Raw genomic sequence first — 17,188 nt, 5'->3', positions numbered from 1 at the left:
CAATGGCCAAAAAGAAGGACGGGGATGCATGGGCCGATGCAAAAAAGCGCTGCCGGATGAACGAAGCAGATATACGAATGGCGAAAGCGCTGGGAATGAAACCAAAGAGTTTGATAAAGAACATCCCATTACCTAAACAACAATGGAAAATGCCTGTGAAAGAATGGGTCAGGGAGCTTTATGAGAAAAAGTTCGGAAAGGTGCTGCAGCCGGAGCGTGCTTCAGGAAAAGCAGCAGCTCGCCCTAGAACACCAATTTACGAGGAGGATCTCCCATTCTAATGACTAATCAAAATCAACTATCCGCAGAAGAAGTCAAAGTAATCTTGAGGGCGGCCGACCCGATCATTGCCCAAGGAGGCAGGACACTCCTCGCGAAAATATTAAAAGGTTCAAAAGAGAAAAAGCTGTTGGAGCTGGAGCTGGACAAGACTCCAGGTTATGGATATTTCAAATCGGAAAAACCGGAATCTGTAGCGGGAAAAATAGACTGGATGATAGACCATGACTTCTTGGACATCGAGTATTTTGGAAAACTCCCGATGATCGTTTATACGGAGAGGGGCTGGTTGATTGAATCCGATCAATATGTTGATGAACTAATTTCCGAATGGCGGAATTGGATCAGGGAGGGAAGTGAGAATCCGGACATGTCCTATTTAAAAGACCGGAACCGGCAGATGATGCTTTTAATGCTGGAAAAGATCAAGGAGTTCGATAATCAGGAATTTATCCCTTACTTAAAACTTTGGGCAGAGATTGAGTATAAAAAATGAGAGCTGAGATTCGTAAGGTGATCAGGGTGTTGGAATCTGAAGAACCAGTCGATGAATCGGCGGTCAAAGAACGACAAAACAGGATTAATGAAGCATTAATGGGTTCAGCCCCGTATGACTATCTCTTAAAATGCTTTGAATGCGGAGAACGATTTAATTTTTCTGTCGGAGAACAGCAATTTTATAAACAGAAAGGGTTTACACTTCCAAAGAGATGTAAGGAATGCCGTGATGAGTATTCGTTTTGATAAGGCAGGAAGAATAAATGCACGGTTAGGAGCATATCAAATTTGTGAAGAAGAGACAAAATTATTATTGTATAGGATTCGAACCCACAGGCCAGGTGAAAAATGAAGCAGTAAGGGACGGGCAGATCACAGGCAGCTCGTCCCGCTTGTGTTTATTGAGCCTGCTTTTTAAGGGAAAGTCGAAATTTGTCGAGTTATAGTTGATGACAAGTTTATTGAATTATGCAAAAATAATACCAACGCCCATATTTTTCCTCTGTCTTTCACCTGTTATTCCCTCATTTTACCCGTGAAATCAAGTACTAGATAAACCAATCCCTTATATCCTCTTACTGAATCTTTTATTACTCTCTAATCCTTCTAATCTTCCATGCTGTTTCAATGAATGTTGTTTAAGGCCTGAAAGGGGTGATAACGAAGCTGATAACCTATTATCTTTTCTCTATTAAAAAATTTCATAACTTGAAGGAGGATGGTTCATGAGCCATGAAATGCTAGGGCGCAATTTGGCAGGAGAAGAAGTTGCTTATGCACGTTTCAGTATGAGTAACTCCAATGCGTTTGTTCTGTATAGTTTACTTGAAGCACATCACTATAATGCAGGAGTCAGTGGATCAGGAAATAGTTTGACCTATTCACCGCTCCAACTGGAAAAGGCTTTAACTGCCTGGAAAAAAATATACGGGAAATCTACTCAATCAAAAAGCGGAACCGTGAATTGGGATGGAAAACAAATAAATGGTTTCATCATTAATTGTTTAAAAACAGCACAAAAAGAAGGGAGAGTAGAAGTCATATTTTGCTAGAGCTTTTTGGCTCTCCAGGATGTCCCTGCTCTAGAAATCAACTCTTTTTACCCTCACCCACTATCACACTTCTAAGCTTCAGAAAGACACCTATCTTATTTAAAATAGCGCAACCCCCCACTGAAAATAGTGCAGTACCCAAACTTGCTATGAAATTTCATCAACTGTAGTACTATCGTGGTTTTTCTGAAAGAAGGCAGCTGGATTCTTAAGCTGCCTTTTTTGTATGGAACAGCTATTGAGAGCCTCCGCACGATTGGGTTGAGCCAGGCTCAGAAGGGTGGAATTGAGCCAGGCACAGAAGGGTGGAATTGAGCCAGGCACAGAAGGGTGGAATTGAGCCAGGCTCAGAAGGGTGGAATTGAGCCAGGCACAGAAGGGTGGAATTGAGCCAGGCTCAGAAAGGCGGAAATGAGCCAGGCTCAAAACCAAGCTGTCAGTTAGCACAAACCGAAACACCTTTCATCCCTAACGCATATTCGACAATCCTTTATTAATAAATTGATGGAGGATCTCCGCCATCTCCTTAGGCGTTTTGTTCTGCCCATTCTCCAGCCAATTCTTCGTTACATAGATGCTGCCGCTGACGATAAAGAGGTTGATGTATTCATAGGTTTCTTCGTCCATTTTCATGTCGGCGATCCAGTCCTTGAAGATGAATTGCTGAGTGATCATCATGCCCTTTTTCTGAAAGTGGATATCGGTATTCTCACTTAAGAGGGTTTGGCATACCTCACTATTGTCAGCGATGTATTCAAAGAATTTTTCGGTCATCTGCAGGGAGTCATCTTCTTTTGAAAAATTATATTGAGTGAGCGTCCGGACTAAGTCCTCGATGAACTCTTCTTCGATTGCATTGAGCAGCTCGTATTGGTTTGCGTAATGGGCATAATAGGTGGAGCGGTTGATATCCGCCATCTCGCAGATCTCCTTGATGGTAATGCTTGAAATGGATTTCTTTTGCAGGAGCTCCAATAAGCTGTCTTTTAAAACCATCCGGGTGTATTGTTTTCTTCGGTCCATTTTTGAACTCATCGTCCATAATCCTTTCCTTCACAATATTTTCACAAAGTTATCCAACATAACTTTAACATCTGTTGTGTACTGTACATTATATACGCAACTGTTTGTTGAATATCCAACACGGTGTTTAATATAATGATAAAGTGAAAATCGGAAAGACACAAGAGAGGATGAAAAATGATAAATATTGCATCACGTATCATAAAACATAAAAAAGCTGTTTTGATTGCCTTCGTCCTTATTACGGTACTCTCAACAGCCGCGCAGTTTTTTGTATCGGTCAATTACAATATGGTCGATTATTTACCGGAAGATGCCCAATCGACTCAGGCGATGGACATCATGGAAGAGGAATTTACGGGGGATGTGCCGGATACGCGGGTTATGGTCCCTGATGTCACTATACAGGAAGCTCTTGGATATAAGGAGCAATTAGAAGCCATTGACGGCGTGTCCAGTGTCATGTGGCTCGATGATATGGTTGATTTGAAAAAGCCGTTGGAAATGGCCGATGAAGAGACGGTTGAAAACTATTATAAAGACGGCAGTGCGCTGTTTTCAATAAGTGTCCGTTCAGGTGATGAGGTACGAATTACCGATGCCATCTATGAAATCATCGGTGAAGAAGGTGCGCTGGCAGGAGAAGCCATCAATACGGCTAATTCGCAGCAGATGGCTGGTTCGGAATCCATGTATGCTGCAATGCTGCTGGTGCCGCTCATTATCTTGATCCTGGTCGTTTCAACAACTTCTTGGATAGAACCGGTGTTTTTCCTGACAGCCATCGGGGTTTCGGTCCTGATCAACTTAGGAACAAACATTTTCATAGGTGAAGTTTCCTTCGTGACACAGTCGGTCGCCCCTATTTTGCAGCTGGCGGTTTCACTGGATTACGCCGTGTTCCTGCTGCACAGTTTTTCCGATTACCGGAAGACAACGAATAATCCAGAAGAAGCGATGGAGCTGGCGATGAAGAAGTCATTCCCGGCCATCACGGCGAGTGCGGCCACGACATTCTTTGGATTTATCGCTCTTACGTTCATGAAGTTTGAAATTGGTTCCGACCTTGGCTTGAACCTGGTAAAAGGGATTATCCTCAGCTTCATCAGTGTCATGGTATTCCTGCCCGCATTGACTCTTTATTTTTATAAATGGATGGATAAAACCAAGCATAAAAGCTTTGTGCCGAGTTTCAAAGGGATCGGCAATAAAGTGATGAAGCTGAAATTCCCAAGCCTGATTCTCATTTTTGCGGTTCTCATTCCTGCGTTTTTGGCACAGAGCAATACTTCGTTCATCTATGGAACGGGCACGCAGCCTGAAGATACGAGGGTTGGAAGTGATGCGAAAATCATCAATGAGGCGTTTGGTGAGACCACGCCAATCGTTCTGCTGGTCCCTAGAGGAGATGCAGCGAAGGAGGCGGAGCTTGTTGATGATATTGAAGCAATCGATTATGTGACCGGGGTGATCGCATATGCGAACCAGGTCGGAGCGGAAATTCCACCTGAATACCTCGATGAATCGATCACTAAGGAGTTTTACTCAGAGAATTACAGCCGGATCGTTATCAATACTAATCAGGCGACAGAAGGGGAGATTCCCTTCGAGATTGTGGAAAATGTAGAAAGTGCCGCCCAGGATTACTATGGTGATGAGGCACTTGCTCTAGGAGAAAGTGTTACGCTTTATGATATAAAAAACACAGTCAATAAGGACAATGTCGTCGTCACTGTATTGACGGTTGTGACGATTGCGATCGTCCTGCTGCTCAGCTTCAGGTCGATTACAATCCCGATTATCCTGTTGATTACGATAGAAGCAGCCGTATGGATCAACCTGTCGATTCCTTACTTCACAAATACATCGCTCGTGTTTGTCGGGTATTTGATCGTCAGTACCGTACAGCTTGCCGCGACGGTGGATTACGCGATTCTTTTCACAGAATCATATAACCACTTCCGGAAAGAGATGCCTGCACGTAAAGCAATTGTGAAAACGTTGGATGAAAAGACGTTCTCCATCTCGATTTCGGCAGCCATTTTATCCGGTGTCGGTTTCATTTTATGGATTACATCATCCAATCCGATTGTCGGCTCCATCGGCCTGTTGATGGGGAGAGGGGCGCTGCTCGCGTTCATCATGGTGCTGTTCGCTCTGCCGGCAATGTTACTGGTATTCGATAAATTGATTAAAAAAACAACCTATAAAGCAAATTACTATGAGGAGAAATGATGATGAGAAAAAAACAATTACGCTATACTGCTCTCGCTGCCATGCTCGTCTTGCCTTCATTTCTTAGTCATCCTGCCCAGGCGGCAACGGAAGGCAAAGTCACTTCAAAAGATGAAGTGGTGTATGCAACCTTGAACGCGGGTGGCGGTCTGGATAATATCTATGTCGTAAATACCCTTGATGTGGCGAAGGCTGGAGAGATCCTTGATTACGGGAAATACATCAGCGTTAAAAACCTGACGGACCTGTCGGAAATCGAACAAGAGGGCCAAAAAATTGAAATGGAAGCCCCGGAAGGTAAATTTTTTTACCAGGGCAACATGGATGAAAACACAGAACTTCCTTGGGATGTGAAGGTTTCCTACCTGCTTGATGGCAAGGAAGTGAAGCCTGAGGAAATGGCAGGGAAAAACGGCCACCTGGAAATCTCTGTTGATATAAAAGAGAACGAAGAGGCGGATTCCGTATTCTACGAAAACTATCTGCTGCAAGTATCACTGACGCTTCCGAATACGTATCAGGGCATTGAAGCCTCCGGTGGAATGATTGCAAATGCAGGGAAGAACAAACAGATCACGTTTACCGTCATGCCCGGCCAAGAGGAAAACTTGAGCGTAGAGGCAAACGTCGAAGATTTTGAATTCCAGGGAGTACAGCTTTCAGCAGTGCCATCGACTCTTCCGATTGATACATCGGAAACGAAAAGCATGACAGAAGACATGGCGGAATTGTCGAACGGGATCAAGGAATTGAATGCTGGTGTGGCGGAGCTGGAGACTGGAATCAAGGAATTGAACAGCGGTGCTGAGGGCCTTCGGAATGGATCTGCTGAATATAATACTGGCATAAACAAACTGGGCGGCTCGTCTGCTGGAATTGCCAGTGGATCCAGTTCGATTCGTGACGCACTCAAAAATATCAATCAATCACTATCCGGACAGTCGTCTGACGTGGACTTATCCAGCCTGGCTGAACTGCCTGCAAGCTTGACAAACTTAGCAGACCGCCTGACAGAAGCAGCGGCAGAATTATCGGCTCAGGAAGCGGATTTCACACAAGCCTTTGCTGCTTTGGATGGAGCTATTGGGGCAATCCCTGCGACCCAAGTCTCAAAAGAAGAGATCGCTGGGCTGCGTGAGAGCGGGGGCGATGCCAGTGTCATTGACAAACTGGAGAAGTCCCATAATGCTGCACAAAACGTAAGAGAAACCTATGCTGAGCAAAAGAAAGTTTTTACCAATGTTGAACAATCCCTTACACGAATCAGTACATCGGTAAGCGACATGAGCGGGGAGTTGAAAGCAACGGCTAGCAACCTTTCATCCTCTCTTGCTGAGATGGACTTAAGTGGTCTCAGTGATTTGCAAAAAGGCTTAGCCGGTTTGTCGGCCAATTACAACGAATTCCATTCCGGGTTAGTCAGCTACACGGATGGAGTAAGTCAGCTATCATCTTCCTATAGCAAGCTGCATTCAGGCATAGTGGAACTGACAGGTGGAACAACAGAGCTCGAAAACGGTGTCGGTGAACTTCACGACGGAACCAGCGAATTATACGAAGAAACCAAAGACCTGCCGAATCAAATGCAAGCGGAAATCGATAAGATGATTTCGGAGTACGACAAGTCGGATTTCGAACCGGTATCATTTGTTTCCACGGAGAATGATAATGTTTCTTCCGTTCAATTCGTCATCAAGACGGAAAGCATTGAGATGGAAGAGCAGGAAGAGAAAAAAGCAGAACCTGAAAAAGAGAAAGGGTTCTGGGAATTGTTGATGGATTTGTTCAAATAACCAGGAAAGCAGGGAGCCAGTGATAGGTTCCCTGCTTTTTATTTCATGGTTCTAAAAACCCCCGGCTATGCCAGGGATTCCAGAGAGCTTTTATAGTATGGTATTAAAAATTCTCCCTTCATGAGGATAAGCAGGTTTCCCTATCATTTCATTTCATTGTAGCAGGAGGCATGCCCTGTAAAGGACATGAATAATCCTATCTAAAATAAGGGGAAATTTTACCGTTAAGCTGTGGAATAGAACACGATTCAGGCTAAATAAGGGGAATTTTTCCCCTTAAGCACAGGCAAGTGAACCATTTGATCCTCTTTTTAAGAGAATAAGGGGAATTTCTCCGCTTATTTTAGTTGATTTTCGTGCTTTTTCTTAAATAAGAGGAATTTCTCCCCTTATTTTTCTCAAATTTCAAAGGGACTAGAAGCTGAAGGACAAGTATGGCGCTTGTCCTTTTTGGCGTGTCGACAAAAACCAACAAAAACCGGGTAGTGACAGTCACCACCCTCCCCGAAAATAAAAAACCAGCCCATCCGCAGGCTGGCTCCGTTCATATATCAATTCATCGCCACAAGCTCACAGGCAGATCCGGATTGCTTCACTTGGCCGTCTTCCATGATGATGATGCGGTCGGCAAGCGCCCTGGCGTCAGACTTGTCATGTGTCACAAAGATTGAGGTGATTCCTGCCTTTTTGATGATTTCCCGCAAGTCGCTTCTGATTTGAATCTGCAGGTCGGCATCCAGGTTGCTAAAAGGCTCATCAAACAGAATCAAAGAAGGATTCGGCGCTATCGCTCTTGCCAGGGCAACCCGTTGCTGCTGGCCTCCGCTGAGTTCGTAGGGATAACGTTTCGCATAGTCGGCCAGTCCGACCAGTTCCAATACTTCCTTCAAGCGGAGGTCCTTCTCTTTTCTGCTCATTTTCCTGAGGCCGTATTTAACATTATTGGCGACGTTCATATGAGGGAAAAGGGCATAATCCTGAAAGACGAATCCTACTCCGCGTTTCTCCGGCTGAACAAACTGGGTGCTGCTCGCCATTACCTGCTCATTGATGAGGATGGAACCGTTCACCGGCACCTCAAGTCCGGCAATCAGGCGCAGGATCGTACTTTTCCCGCTTCCGCTTTTTCCAAGAATGGAGATGAACTCACCTTTTTCAATTGAGAAAGAAATACCATTGAGAGCAAGTTCCTTAGAGTTAGGGTAACGGAAATCGATATTCTTTAATTGAACAAACATTAGTTAGTCTCCTTTTCTAAGATACTGTGAAAAACATAGATTGATGCCCCGCTGATCAAGATGATGAGAACGGAGGCAAGTGCAGCCTCATGGACCATTTCATCCCCTGCGTATTGAAAAGCTTTGGTGGCCAGGGTGTAAAAGTTGAACGGCTGAAGGATCAGGGTTAAGGGCAGCTCCTTCAACACTTCGACAAAGACAAGAATGAACCCGCCGAATATCGCTCCTTTGACCATTTTGAAGTCGACCTTGAAAAAGGACTGGGTCATATTCATCCCCAGAAGCCTGGAAGCTTCCGTAAAGCTGCGCCCGACTTTATCGAAGCCAGCTTCAATTGAATTATATCCGATTGCAAGAAAGCGGATGATATAAGCAAAGATCAGCATGGCAATACTCAAGCTTAGAATGACGGATGGCTGCTGTCCCATAAGGTCATAGAGAAACCTTTGCACTTTATCGAGCTCAAGGAATAAGGTTAATACGCCGATTGCGATGACTGCCCCTGGTATGGAGTAGCCGATCAGGGTCGTTTTTGAAAGAAACTTAGGAATAATCCCCTCATGAAGCCTGCTGAAATTGGCGATAATGACGGCAATGAAAGTGATGGCCGCGGCCGCTGTAAAAGCAACGGATACGGAGTTCCAAATCAGTCCAAGAAATTCTTCACTGGCAATTAACTCAAAGGTCATGAACAACCACTCGGCCAGCTGTAAAAACGGGATGAGAAAACCAGCGGAAAATACCAGCATGACATAACTGAACATCAGCCAGCCTTTCCACTTAGGCAGTCTTGCAGGCTGAATCGGCTTCACCTTTGAGGTCGAATAACTGAATTTCTTCCGTCCACGCAGAACTTTTTCCAGGATGAGCAGCAAAAGGACGATGGACATCAAAATACCGGCTAGCTTGATGGCGGAATCGATATCTGCCATGCCGAACCATGCCTGGAAGATGGCTGTGCTGAAGGTCTGGATGCCAAAGAACTTCACCACCCCGTAGTCGTTCAGAACCTCAAGGATCACCAGGCTTACGCCGCCAACAATAGCTGTCCTGGAGAGAGGGAGAATGATCCGGAAAAACACTTCAAAGGAACCGCTTCCTAACAATCTCGCATTTTCGATCAGTGCAGAAGATTGATTTTCAAGGAAGGCCCTTGTAATGATATAAACATAGGGATACAGGAAGATAGTGAAAATGAAGATGGCTCCCTGCATCGTCATAATATCAAAATACTTTTGATTCACTTCCATACCGAAGGAGTTCCGCAAGGTCGTCTGGATGATGCCCGTATAATTGAGCATCCCATTGTACGTGTAAGCACCGATATACGGTGGAATGGCCAGTGGCAGGATCAAGGCCCATTTAAAAAACCTTCTGAAAGGGAAGTCGTAAACGGACACGAACCAGGCAATGCTTAACCCGATCAACACTGAAAACACACCAGTGAAGAGGATCAGCACCAGCGTATTATGGATATAGTTTCCCAGCAAATATTCTTTGATATGATACCAGTTTTCGTTAGGTTCAGAGAAAAAGTGCACCCCCATTGAAAAAACAGGCAGAGCAAGGACAATAAAGAACAACATGCTTAGTATTGCCCAGCTATTTGATTGTCTTTTAATATCACGTATAAGTTTCAATGGATGCACTTCCTCTATCTATAAAACTTGAATTATAGTAAATGGATAAACGTTTCATACCTTTTTGATTGTAACACGGAAATTATACCTATGGCCGTATCAATAATTAATTGATACGGCCATTTTTTAACAAGATTAATTATTTCCAACCAACTTCGTTGAAAAGTTTTACAGCATCGGCATTATTTTCTCCAAGAACGGCCATCGGGATATCTTGTTTCGTGTAATCTCCCCATGCCTGCAGTGTTTCAGAAGCTTCCACATCCGCGTTTGCCGGATACTCATTGTTGCCTTCAGCAAATGCACCCTGTGCTTCCGCATCTGTCATGTATTCAATGAATTTAATGGCATTTTCGTTGTTCTTCGCATGCTTCAGCAAGCCTGCTCCAGAGATGTTGAAGTGTGTGCCAGTCGTATCTTGGTTCGGGAAGAACACGCTAACTTGTTCAGCGACTTTCACTTCTTCAGGATCGGAAGAGTTAAGGAGTCTGCCGACATAATACGTGTTGGCAATTGCAACATCGCCTTCACCGGCAACGATGGCTTTCACCTGGTCCGTATCTCCGCCTTTAGGGTCTCTGGCCATGTTTTCTACGATTCCAGCAGCCCATTCTTTTGCTTTGTCTGCTCCATGCAGTTCAATGAATGAAGCTAAAAGAGACTGGTTGTAAATGTTTTCAGAAGAGCGGATCAGGACTTTGCCTTTCCACTTTTCATTTGTCAGATCTTCATAGGTTGATAGTTCAGAAGGGTCGACACGGTCCTTTGAATACACAATGACACGGCCGCGCTGTGTTAGAGCCACCCACTGATTATCTGTATCACGAAGGTTCTCATCGATGTTATTATTCACAGTTTCACTTTCAATACTTTGTAAAAGGCCAGCTTCCTTCGCTTTATGTAAGTTACCTGCATCTGCAGTGATGAATACATCGCCTTCTGTCGCTTCACCTTCACGCTTTAGGCGCTCCATCAATTCATCGCCTTCCCCTTTGATGACATTGACTTTGATGCCTGTTTCTTCTTCAAACTGCTTGTAGATGGCATCGTCCGTATCATAATGGCGGGCAGTATACACATTAACCTCGCCCGCATCTGCCTCTTCTTGTTCGTTGTTAGTACCTTCATTTCCTGTGTTGTTTGCTGCTTCATTCCCTGCGTTAGTGTTGGAACAGCCTGCCATAACGCCAAAAACCAGCAATAGCGCCAACAGGGAAGTCCATAATGATTTTTTCTTCATACCTTCACCCCTGGATGTTTTTTAATTGAATATGATTCTCATTCTTATTTATAAATGAAAATCATTCTCAGGTCAATGGGAATCTGGTGAAAAAAATTAACATTTTATAAATAAATCACTAGTTTGTTCGTAAAATAGGAAAATGGTACTGCTTACATAAGTAGAAAAGTTCTTATTTCGAGATTTTTGTACGGAATGGGGGTGCGTCGATTAACGGGTGCTCCTAATCGGGTAACGCTTCCTGTAAGGCCGGAGAATTTTTTTATCGGCATTTTTGAAGGATTTATCGGCGCTTTTTCGAAGTTTATCGGCGGAAAAATGAATTTATCAGCGAAAATGAGCAATTTATCGGCCAAACGACAAAAAACGACACAACCGCCCCCTGTCTCAACAAGCAGATACCCGTTCAAGAGAGTGGCCGGTTTAAACGAACTGACTACATGGCGCTCCATTCTCATGTGTAGTTAGAGATAGATCATCAAAGAGAAACAAGGACACCGTTGTCAGGTTCAATCATATAAAGGGGGAAAATGGAATGCCGAGGATCATTTTATCGACCGAAAGCGGTGCTGATGTACCAGCTGATTTAGCCGAAAAGTACAATGTCCAAGTCGTGCCGATGCACATCATCATGGATGGGAAGGATTACTTGGATGGTTCATTGCCGGTTGAAGATATCTATGACTATTATGGCCGCACGAAAAAAATACCCTCTACAACCGCCACCAATATCCATGAGTATCATGAGTTCTTTACGAGGATAAAAGCAGATTTCCCTGATTGCGTCATTATCCATATAGGCTATACATCGAGAGCCTCTTCTTCCTTTCAAAACGCGGTCATTGCCTCCGAAGATTTCGAAGACCTTTTCCTGATTGACGCATTGAACGTTACAGGCGGGTTAGCGGCGGTGGTGATATATGCGGCGCAAATGCTGGAGAACGAACCAGAAATAAATCCGTCTCAATTAGTAGAAAAAATAGAATCGATGGTGCCTAAGTCAAGGCTCGCATTCGTTCCAGGCAGTCTGGAGTTCCTAAGAGCAGGAGGGCGTGTAAGCAATATGGCTTCCCTTGTGGGGGCTCTGTTAAAAATAAAGCCATGCATAGAATTAATTGATGGCAAGCTTGTTTCCACGAAGAAATATCGCGGAAAGATGAGCGGAGTGGCAGAAAAACTCATGAGGGACTACTTGAATGAATTCAACATCGACAGAGGGCAGCTTTATTTAATTTATTCAATCGGACTCGATGAAGGCACCAAGCAGAGAATGGATGAAATCGCCAAAGAAGCAGGGTTCCACAACGTAAAATGGATACAAGCGGGAGGGATGATTTCGACTCATTCCGGACCAGGCGGATTCGGGATAGCTGGTTTGGAGAATTAAAAGGATAAAGGGCAAGGTACGCATAACGGGTTCGGTTTTGGAGTACACAACTAAAAAATGCACATCAAAATGAGTGACAATTCGCATCGAATTTGTCACTTGTTTTTTCTTGATTTAGCGGTGTTTATGCCAATAATTATGCTCTTTTTGTATTATAAAATGTAACCCAAAATGCAGGTGACAGAACTTTCTGTTCTTCTAAATTTGTTGTGCGGTTTCCGATACATTTAAGTGACAGATATTTTTAAAAAAAGATCAGTATGTATGATAAAATGAAAAGAACAGAATCTTCCATTAACGGAGCAGATTACTTGAAGAAACTCACGAGTTGGCTAAAAATGCTGTTAGCTTAAATAAAGGGAAATTTTCCCGTTAAATGCAGATTAGAAGTAGTTTTTGATAAAATAAGGGGGATTTTTCCCTCTATTTCAGTCAAAGGTACCTATTTTTACAATTTTTGATTCAAATAAGAGGAATTTCTCCCGCTATTTAAGCTGTTTTCAGCACAATTTGCTAAATAAGGGGAATTTTTCCCTTTATAAATCTCAACTAGCAGAGAACCTGATTTCATTTTTTTAAGAATGCAAAAGGTGAACGGTGGATCTGATGCTCAACTATTCAGCCATCTGGGGCGTTAGTTGAATAACCGGCAATAAAAAAAACCGGTCAGGTGCACATCAGCCTCTGACCATTTTTTTATTCAGATATGATTGAATTTCAACTACAAAAAGCTCCACAATTTCATTTGTTAATTAGATGTTTGTACTTCAAAACTGAACCCGTTAAGGTACGCAGTGCTTTTTTTCATTAGCTTAAAAGAAGATGGAGGCTGATCTGAAAGGTTTCAATCAGCACCCATCTTTTGTTTTCGCTTGTTCTAAGTTCAGGGAGCATGGCAGGCAAGAAACATGTTTAATTTTAATTCGGATTGCGATTCTCCAATAGTATCGCTGAATAGCAGAGAGACCAATTCCAGCCAAGGGTTGGTCTTTTTTGGATAGGTGCTTTGTCTTGTTTTCTGGAGAGTAGAGACCGCAGTCGGCTGGCCGGTACATGAGCGGTTTGCGCCGATAGATGGAGAGGGTTCACTAATGATGAAAGCAGTAAAGCAGCTGAAAAATGATGGGGCTCCCGCTAATAAACCGGAAACCCCTCTGGCGGGACTTGATGAGAGCGTTTCAGGAGATGAAAGATAGTAAGGACAAGCTTTTCAAAATATGCTAAATTTAAATAAAAAGTCTTAAAAGAGGTCCTCAATTGTGAATTCAGATTTGACTGCTTATATTTCCTTGATATGCACTTCGTTAGTGCTCAATTTGTGTTTGTGTTCCTATGTTTTTCTCAAGCGCCACCGTTATAAGGATATTGCCCCTTTGTTCATTCTTCACGCACTGTTCACTGCCGTCTACTGTTTTGGTACAGCTTTTACTTTAATATCCACGACCCTGTCCGAGATCAAGTTCTGGACGGTCATTCTTATAATGGGCATGCTCTTTTCCACTACTCTCGGATTGATGTTCATTATGAAGTATCTGGGAATGAGGCTGACGGTAAAAAGTTATACAGCCCTTCTGGCGATCCCTTTTATCAGCTTGATCATGGTAGCGACCAATGATTTTCATCACCTTTATTACAGGGTACTTGAAGTCCATCCTGATTTAGGTATTCCGTTCGTATACCAGGAGATCGGTATCTGGTATGTTGTTCAGGGGATTTACACATTCGGCAGCCTGTTTGTTGCTTTGTTACTGGTATTCTCCCGTTGGAGGGAAACCGCAAAGGAATATCGTCCCCAGCTTGTTTCGTTAATGTGGGGACAGCTTGTCCCGATCATCACCGCGTTTGTTTATTTGATGGGACTGACACCACCGGGGGTCGACCCGGTGCCTATGGTCTTATGGCTTACTTCACTCCTGTATTTCTGGTCCATCAGCTCATCCCGAATGTTCAGTTTGATGCCGATTGCGAAAGACGCAATCTTCAACAGTATTAATGACGGCGTCCTCGTTTTGGATGAAACGAATAGAGTCATAGAGTTCAACCAGGCATCTCAAAGGATGTTTCCGCAGCTCACAAAACGGATGCTGGGTGAAGACTTGTTGAAAGTGTGGAAAAGCTTTACTGGGAAACCTTTCCCATTTCCATTGAAAAGCAGTTCCACCACTCACGAGCTCGAGTATCTGGCCGGCGGCCAATCTCTGCGTACTTATCAGGTCCGCATCTCGAAGCTGCACCATTCCTACCAGCGAAATGGCATCCTGATTATTTTTAATGATATGACAGAGGTGAAGGACCTGCAGGTTAAGTTAGAGAAGCTTGCCTATTATGATGAACTGACAGGAATTCATAATCGGCGGGCATTCTTTCATAAATGTGTCCGGGAGTTTGAAGAGGCGAGGGAGAAGGATATTCCGTTCTCTGTCATTCTGATGGATGTTGATCACTTTAAAAGAGTCAATGACACCTATGGACATTTCGTGGGCGACCAATTGCTTGTACATATTGCCCAGACCTGCCAGATTCAACTGACTGACGGAGAACTGTTTGCCCGTTATGGCGGCGAGGAGTTTGTTCTTGGCCTGAAGGGATTCACAGGAGCAGAGGCAGAGGGCTTGGCTGACCGGATCCGTACTTACCTGGCCGGGAAGCGGCTTGTGACAAAGGATGCCGTTATTGCCGCAACGTTAAGCCTTGGAGTCGCCCAATCATCGGAAGCACAGGAAGAGACCTTATACGACCTTCTGAACAAAGCGGATAAAGCCCTCTATTCAGCCAAAGATGCAGGGCGTAACAAGGTTCATGTTTATCAAGAGGAAAAAGTAGTTTTATAGAATAACAGGGCATGGCCCCCGGTACACTAAAGCATTAACGTAGTGGAGGGGCAGGGTCTGTTACTGGTAATAGTGCTTTTCACAGAAAGGGTTTTGTATTAATATTAAGACAACAAGGAGGTTTGAGATATGATTACTATGACTCTGGAATCTATAAATGAGACAATCGATAAAAATCGAAAATCGGCTAATCTTGAGCTAAGAACTTCTCCCTGTTCTAGTGGTCGTAGAAAAAAGTCTCGAACACGAACAAAGGGAGAAATAAAGTGTCTGGATCAAATCTCTATTTCTCGATGGAACAAAGCGGTGCAAGATGGAAAAATTATACCTTTAGGGAATCGGAAAATGTATTATGATTACAATTGAAGATCTAAAGGTTGAACTTGAAAACATAAAAGATAAACCTAAATTTCATAAGATGATTGAATTTGCTGCCCTCGTAACTGAATATTTTAGCAGCAGAGGGATATACCCAATTGTAGTTGGTGGTCTTTCAGTCGAAATTTATACAAGAAATGATTATACGACTCACGATATTGATTTTGTAAGTGATGGATGGGAACAATTTAATGAATTGCTGACTGAACTGGGGTTTATCAAGACTCAGAGAGAGTGGTACCATGCTGATGCTGAATTGGCAGTTGAAGTGCCTTCCAGTCATTTAGAAGGCAGCGAGGATAAGGTAATCGAGTTGCAGCTCCCAAATAATCGTAAATTGTATGTCATCGGTATTGAAGATATTATCATCCATCGCTTAGAAGGCATTGTTGAAAAGCGATATCCAGAAGATGATGAAGATTATGAGTGGGCTAAGAGGATGTTTCTTATTCATAGGGACGAGAATATAGATATGGCTTACCTGATTGCAGAAGCTAAAAGAACCAAAGTTTATAAATTACTAAGCCCGTGGCTTTGAAGGACCGCAGATATTGTCGGTTCTTTTTTATTTATTTAAATCATAAACTCCACTAATTTTGACCAAGATGATGGCTAAAAGGGTTGGTGGAGATGAGAAGGAAAATGAGTTTGGGAGATATTGAAAGTACAGTTCGGAAAAACGGCAAGCGGGCGAATGAGCAAATTGCAAAGACAAAAAGTCCTAATAGAAAGAAAAGGAACAGGACTAGAAGCGAAGGAGAAGCCGAAGCATTAAACCAAATTTCTATACAGAAATGGAAAAAGGCAGTGGAGAGCGGAAAAGTTAAAAAACTAGGGAAGAACAAGTTCTATTATGATTATAGAGATATACAGTGAGCATGAATATCAGGGACTGTCCCCCGGTACACTAACGTATTAACGTAGTGGGGCACAACCCTGCTTTTCCTATATACAAACCGGCCCCCATGCTACCCATTCCTTCTTTTGGTATACCGGTTCGCATAACTCGAAGCCACAAATGCATCCGGTTTGATCTTCGGCTCCACGCCCATGGCTTCCATCCTCGCAATCATTTCGTTTACAAATTTACTTGTTTTATTCTTATTTCCAGCACCGATATCGATATGGCCTTCCATGGTAAAGGTGGCTCCTTTATAAAGGTGGGGAAGGACTATGTCGATCAACTGATTTTTTCTTTCCTCCGTAAATAATGAAACAACTTCCTCGGATAACGATAACTCATAAGAAATCCGCTCATGCAAATGCAGCATTTTCCTCGGTACAACGACTTTCCTGATGCATGCCCACACACCTTTTCCTTCATTAAGAATGACAATTCCCGTTATAAAGGTGGTGTGTTTCGCATGGACCTGTGAGTCTGTCCCAACCATTAGCCGGTAGTTTCCATTTGGCTGCACTTGCATGAACTTCACAATATGTTTAAAGACCTGTTCAAAAGACATTCCGCTTTCCTTCAGGTTCTGAAAGGAGTAGTGATCAACCGGTTCACGTTTCATCTTGTCATATCACAGCCTTTTCAAAATTTGTGAAAGTACTTCTTACTCCTATCCTATGATGAGATTTTTTTATTGAT

The 17,188-nt window shown here is 43.3% G+C and carries 16 protein-coding genes; 11 read left to right on the top strand and 5 right to left on the bottom strand.

From position 1 onward, the window contains the following. The first annotated feature begins 2 nt into the window (after positions 1 to 2). The 4 genes from M1E09_RS19535 (at position 3) to M1E09_RS19520 (ending at position 1,829) form a co-directional block, all read left to right on the top strand. Entirely contained in the window at positions 3 to 281 is a 279-nt protein-coding gene (locus M1E09_RS19535) for a hypothetical protein (protein ID WP_456272488.1), read from the top strand. After that, entirely contained in the window at positions 281 to 775 is a 495-nt protein-coding gene (locus M1E09_RS19530; protein WP_456272487.1) for an RQC-minor-1 family DNA-binding protein, read from the top strand. The genes M1E09_RS19535 and M1E09_RS19530 overlap by 1 nt, the downstream gene beginning before the upstream one ends. Next, positions 772 to 1,023, top strand: coding sequence for a zinc-ribbon domain containing protein (locus M1E09_RS19525; RefSeq protein ID WP_456272486.1), 252 nt, complete (start codon positions 772 to 774; stop codon positions 1,021 to 1,023). The genes M1E09_RS19530 and M1E09_RS19525 overlap by 4 nt, the downstream gene beginning before the upstream one ends. Positions 1,024 to 1,502: 479 nt before the next feature. Next, on the top strand, positions 1,503 to 1,829 hold the full coding sequence (locus M1E09_RS19520) for a hypothetical protein (RefSeq protein WP_456272485.1): 327 nt from the start codon (positions 1,503 to 1,505) through the stop codon (positions 1,827 to 1,829). Between the two features lie 468 nt (positions 1,830 to 2,297). Here the strand turns inward: M1E09_RS19520 and M1E09_RS19515 are convergent, their stop codons facing one another. Beyond that, on the bottom strand, positions 2,298 to 2,864 hold the full coding sequence (locus tag M1E09_RS19515; RefSeq protein WP_456272484.1) for a TetR/AcrR family transcriptional regulator: 567 nt from the start codon (positions 2,862 to 2,864) through the stop codon (positions 2,298 to 2,300). 165 nt (positions 2,865 to 3,029) lie between these two features. Between M1E09_RS19515 and M1E09_RS19510 the strand changes: the two genes are divergently transcribed. Both M1E09_RS19510 and M1E09_RS19505 read left to right on the top strand, forming a co-directional pair. Continuing rightward, positions 3,030 to 5,087, top strand: a complete 2,058-nt coding sequence (locus M1E09_RS19510; RefSeq protein ID WP_456272483.1) for an efflux RND transporter permease subunit — start codon at positions 3,030 to 3,032, stop codon at positions 5,085 to 5,087. Continuing rightward, positions 5,084 to 6,880: a YhgE/Pip domain-containing protein gene (locus tag M1E09_RS19505; protein ID WP_456272482.1), complete on the top strand. Its 1,797-nt coding sequence runs from the start codon at positions 5,084 to 5,086 to the stop codon at positions 6,878 to 6,880. Before M1E09_RS19510 ends, M1E09_RS19505 begins: the two co-directional genes overlap by 4 nt. A 551-nt stretch (positions 6,881 to 7,431) precedes the next feature. Here the strand turns inward: M1E09_RS19505 and M1E09_RS19500 are convergent. The 3 genes from M1E09_RS19500 to M1E09_RS19490 form a co-directional block, all read right to left on the bottom strand. Further along, positions 7,432 to 8,118: an ABC transporter ATP-binding protein gene (locus M1E09_RS19500; protein ID WP_456272481.1), complete on the bottom strand. Its 687-nt coding sequence runs from the start codon at positions 8,116 to 8,118 to the stop codon at positions 7,432 to 7,434. Continuing rightward, a complete protein-coding gene (locus M1E09_RS19495; RefSeq protein ID WP_456275038.1) occupies positions 8,118 to 9,704 on the bottom strand; it encodes an ABC transporter permease in 1,587 nt (528 codons plus the stop codon). The genes M1E09_RS19500 and M1E09_RS19495 overlap by 1 nt, the downstream gene beginning before the upstream one ends. Positions 9,705 to 9,897: 193 nt before the next feature. Continuing rightward, complete coding sequence (locus tag M1E09_RS19490; RefSeq protein WP_456272480.1) at positions 9,898 to 10,998, bottom strand: Fe(3+) ABC transporter substrate-binding protein; 1,101 nt, start codon at positions 10,996 to 10,998, stop codon at positions 9,898 to 9,900. Between the two features lie 201 nt (positions 10,999 to 11,199). Between M1E09_RS19490 and M1E09_RS19485 the strand changes: the two genes are divergently transcribed. The 5 genes from M1E09_RS19485 to M1E09_RS19465 all read left to right on the top strand — a co-directional run bounded on the left by M1E09_RS19485 (position 11,200) and on the right by M1E09_RS19465 (position 16,470). Next, positions 11,200 to 11,466: a hypothetical protein gene (locus tag M1E09_RS19485; protein WP_456272479.1), complete on the top strand. Its 267-nt coding sequence runs from the start codon at positions 11,200 to 11,202 to the stop codon at positions 11,464 to 11,466. Between the two features lie 67 nt (positions 11,467 to 11,533). Beyond that, positions 11,534 to 12,385 (top strand): DegV family protein, encoded by an 852-nt coding sequence (locus M1E09_RS19480; RefSeq protein WP_456272478.1) that lies wholly within the window; start codon positions 11,534 to 11,536, stop codon positions 12,383 to 12,385. A gap of 1,259 nt (positions 12,386 to 13,644) precedes the next feature. After that, on the top strand, positions 13,645 to 15,216 hold the full coding sequence (locus M1E09_RS19475) for a diguanylate cyclase (RefSeq protein ID WP_456272477.1): 1,572 nt from the start codon (positions 13,645 to 13,647) through the stop codon (positions 15,214 to 15,216). Positions 15,217 to 15,568: 352 nt separating this feature from the next. Further along, entirely contained in the window at positions 15,569 to 16,132 is a 564-nt protein-coding gene (locus M1E09_RS19470; protein ID WP_456272476.1) for a hypothetical protein, read from the top strand. Positions 16,133 to 16,224: 92 nt separating this feature from the next. Then, positions 16,225 to 16,470: a hypothetical protein gene (locus M1E09_RS19465; RefSeq protein WP_456272475.1), complete on the top strand. Its 246-nt coding sequence runs from the start codon at positions 16,225 to 16,227 to the stop codon at positions 16,468 to 16,470. Positions 16,471 to 16,562: 92 nt separating this feature from the next. Here the strand turns inward: M1E09_RS19465 and M1E09_RS19460 are convergent, their stop codons facing one another. Further along, positions 16,563 to 17,111 (bottom strand): ribonuclease H-like YkuK family protein, encoded by a 549-nt coding sequence (locus M1E09_RS19460; RefSeq protein ID WP_456272474.1) that lies wholly within the window; start codon positions 17,109 to 17,111, stop codon positions 16,563 to 16,565. Positions 17,112 to 17,188 lie beyond the last annotated feature (77 nt).

Source organism: Bacillus sp. AK031 (assembly GCF_053903065.1).
This window is presented reverse-complemented; position numbering and strand designations above follow the sequence as displayed.

Bases quoted from the DNA above. Each gene is read 5' to 3' on its own strand.
- M1E09_RS19525 (WP_456272486.1), top strand. From the start codon at position 772: ATGAGAGCTGAGATTCGTAAGGTGATCAGGGTGTTGGAATCTGAAGAA.
- M1E09_RS19500 (WP_456272481.1), bottom strand. From the start codon at position 8,118: ATGTTTGTTCAATTAAAGAATATCGATTTCCGTTACCCTAACTCTAAG.
- M1E09_RS19465 (WP_456272475.1), top strand. From the start codon at position 16,225: ATGAGAAGGAAAATGAGTTTGGGAGATATTGAAAGTACAGTTCGGAAA.
- M1E09_RS19515 (WP_456272484.1), bottom strand. From the start codon at position 2,864: ATGAGTTCAAAAATGGACCGAAGAAAACAATACACCCGGATGGTTTTA.
- M1E09_RS19495 (WP_456275038.1), bottom strand. From the start codon at position 9,704: ATGTTGTTCTTTATTGTCCTTGCTCTGCCTGTTTTTTCAATGGGGGTG.
- M1E09_RS19520 (WP_456272485.1), top strand. From the start codon at position 1,503: ATGAGCCATGAAATGCTAGGGCGCAATTTGGCAGGAGAAGAAGTTGCT.
- M1E09_RS19505 (WP_456272482.1), top strand. From the start codon at position 5,084: ATGATGATGAGAAAAAAACAATTACGCTATACTGCTCTCGCTGCCATG.
- M1E09_RS19460 (WP_456272474.1), bottom strand. From the start codon at position 17,111: ATGAAACGTGAACCGGTTGATCACTACTCCTTTCAGAACCTGAAGGAA.
- M1E09_RS19480 (WP_456272478.1), top strand. From the start codon at position 11,534: ATGCCGAGGATCATTTTATCGACCGAAAGCGGTGCTGATGTACCAGCT.
- M1E09_RS19510 (WP_456272483.1), top strand. From the start codon at position 3,030: ATGATAAATATTGCATCACGTATCATAAAACATAAAAAAGCTGTTTTG.
- M1E09_RS19530 (WP_456272487.1), top strand. From the start codon at position 281: ATGACTAATCAAAATCAACTATCCGCAGAAGAAGTCAAAGTAATCTTG.
- M1E09_RS19470 (WP_456272476.1), top strand. From the start codon at position 15,569: ATGATTACAATTGAAGATCTAAAGGTTGAACTTGAAAACATAAAAGAT.
- M1E09_RS19490 (WP_456272480.1), bottom strand. From the start codon at position 10,998: ATGAAGAAAAAATCATTATGGACTTCCCTGTTGGCGCTATTGCTGGTT.
- M1E09_RS19535 (WP_456272488.1), top strand. From the start codon at position 3: ATGGCCAAAAAGAAGGACGGGGATGCATGGGCCGATGCAAAAAAGCGC.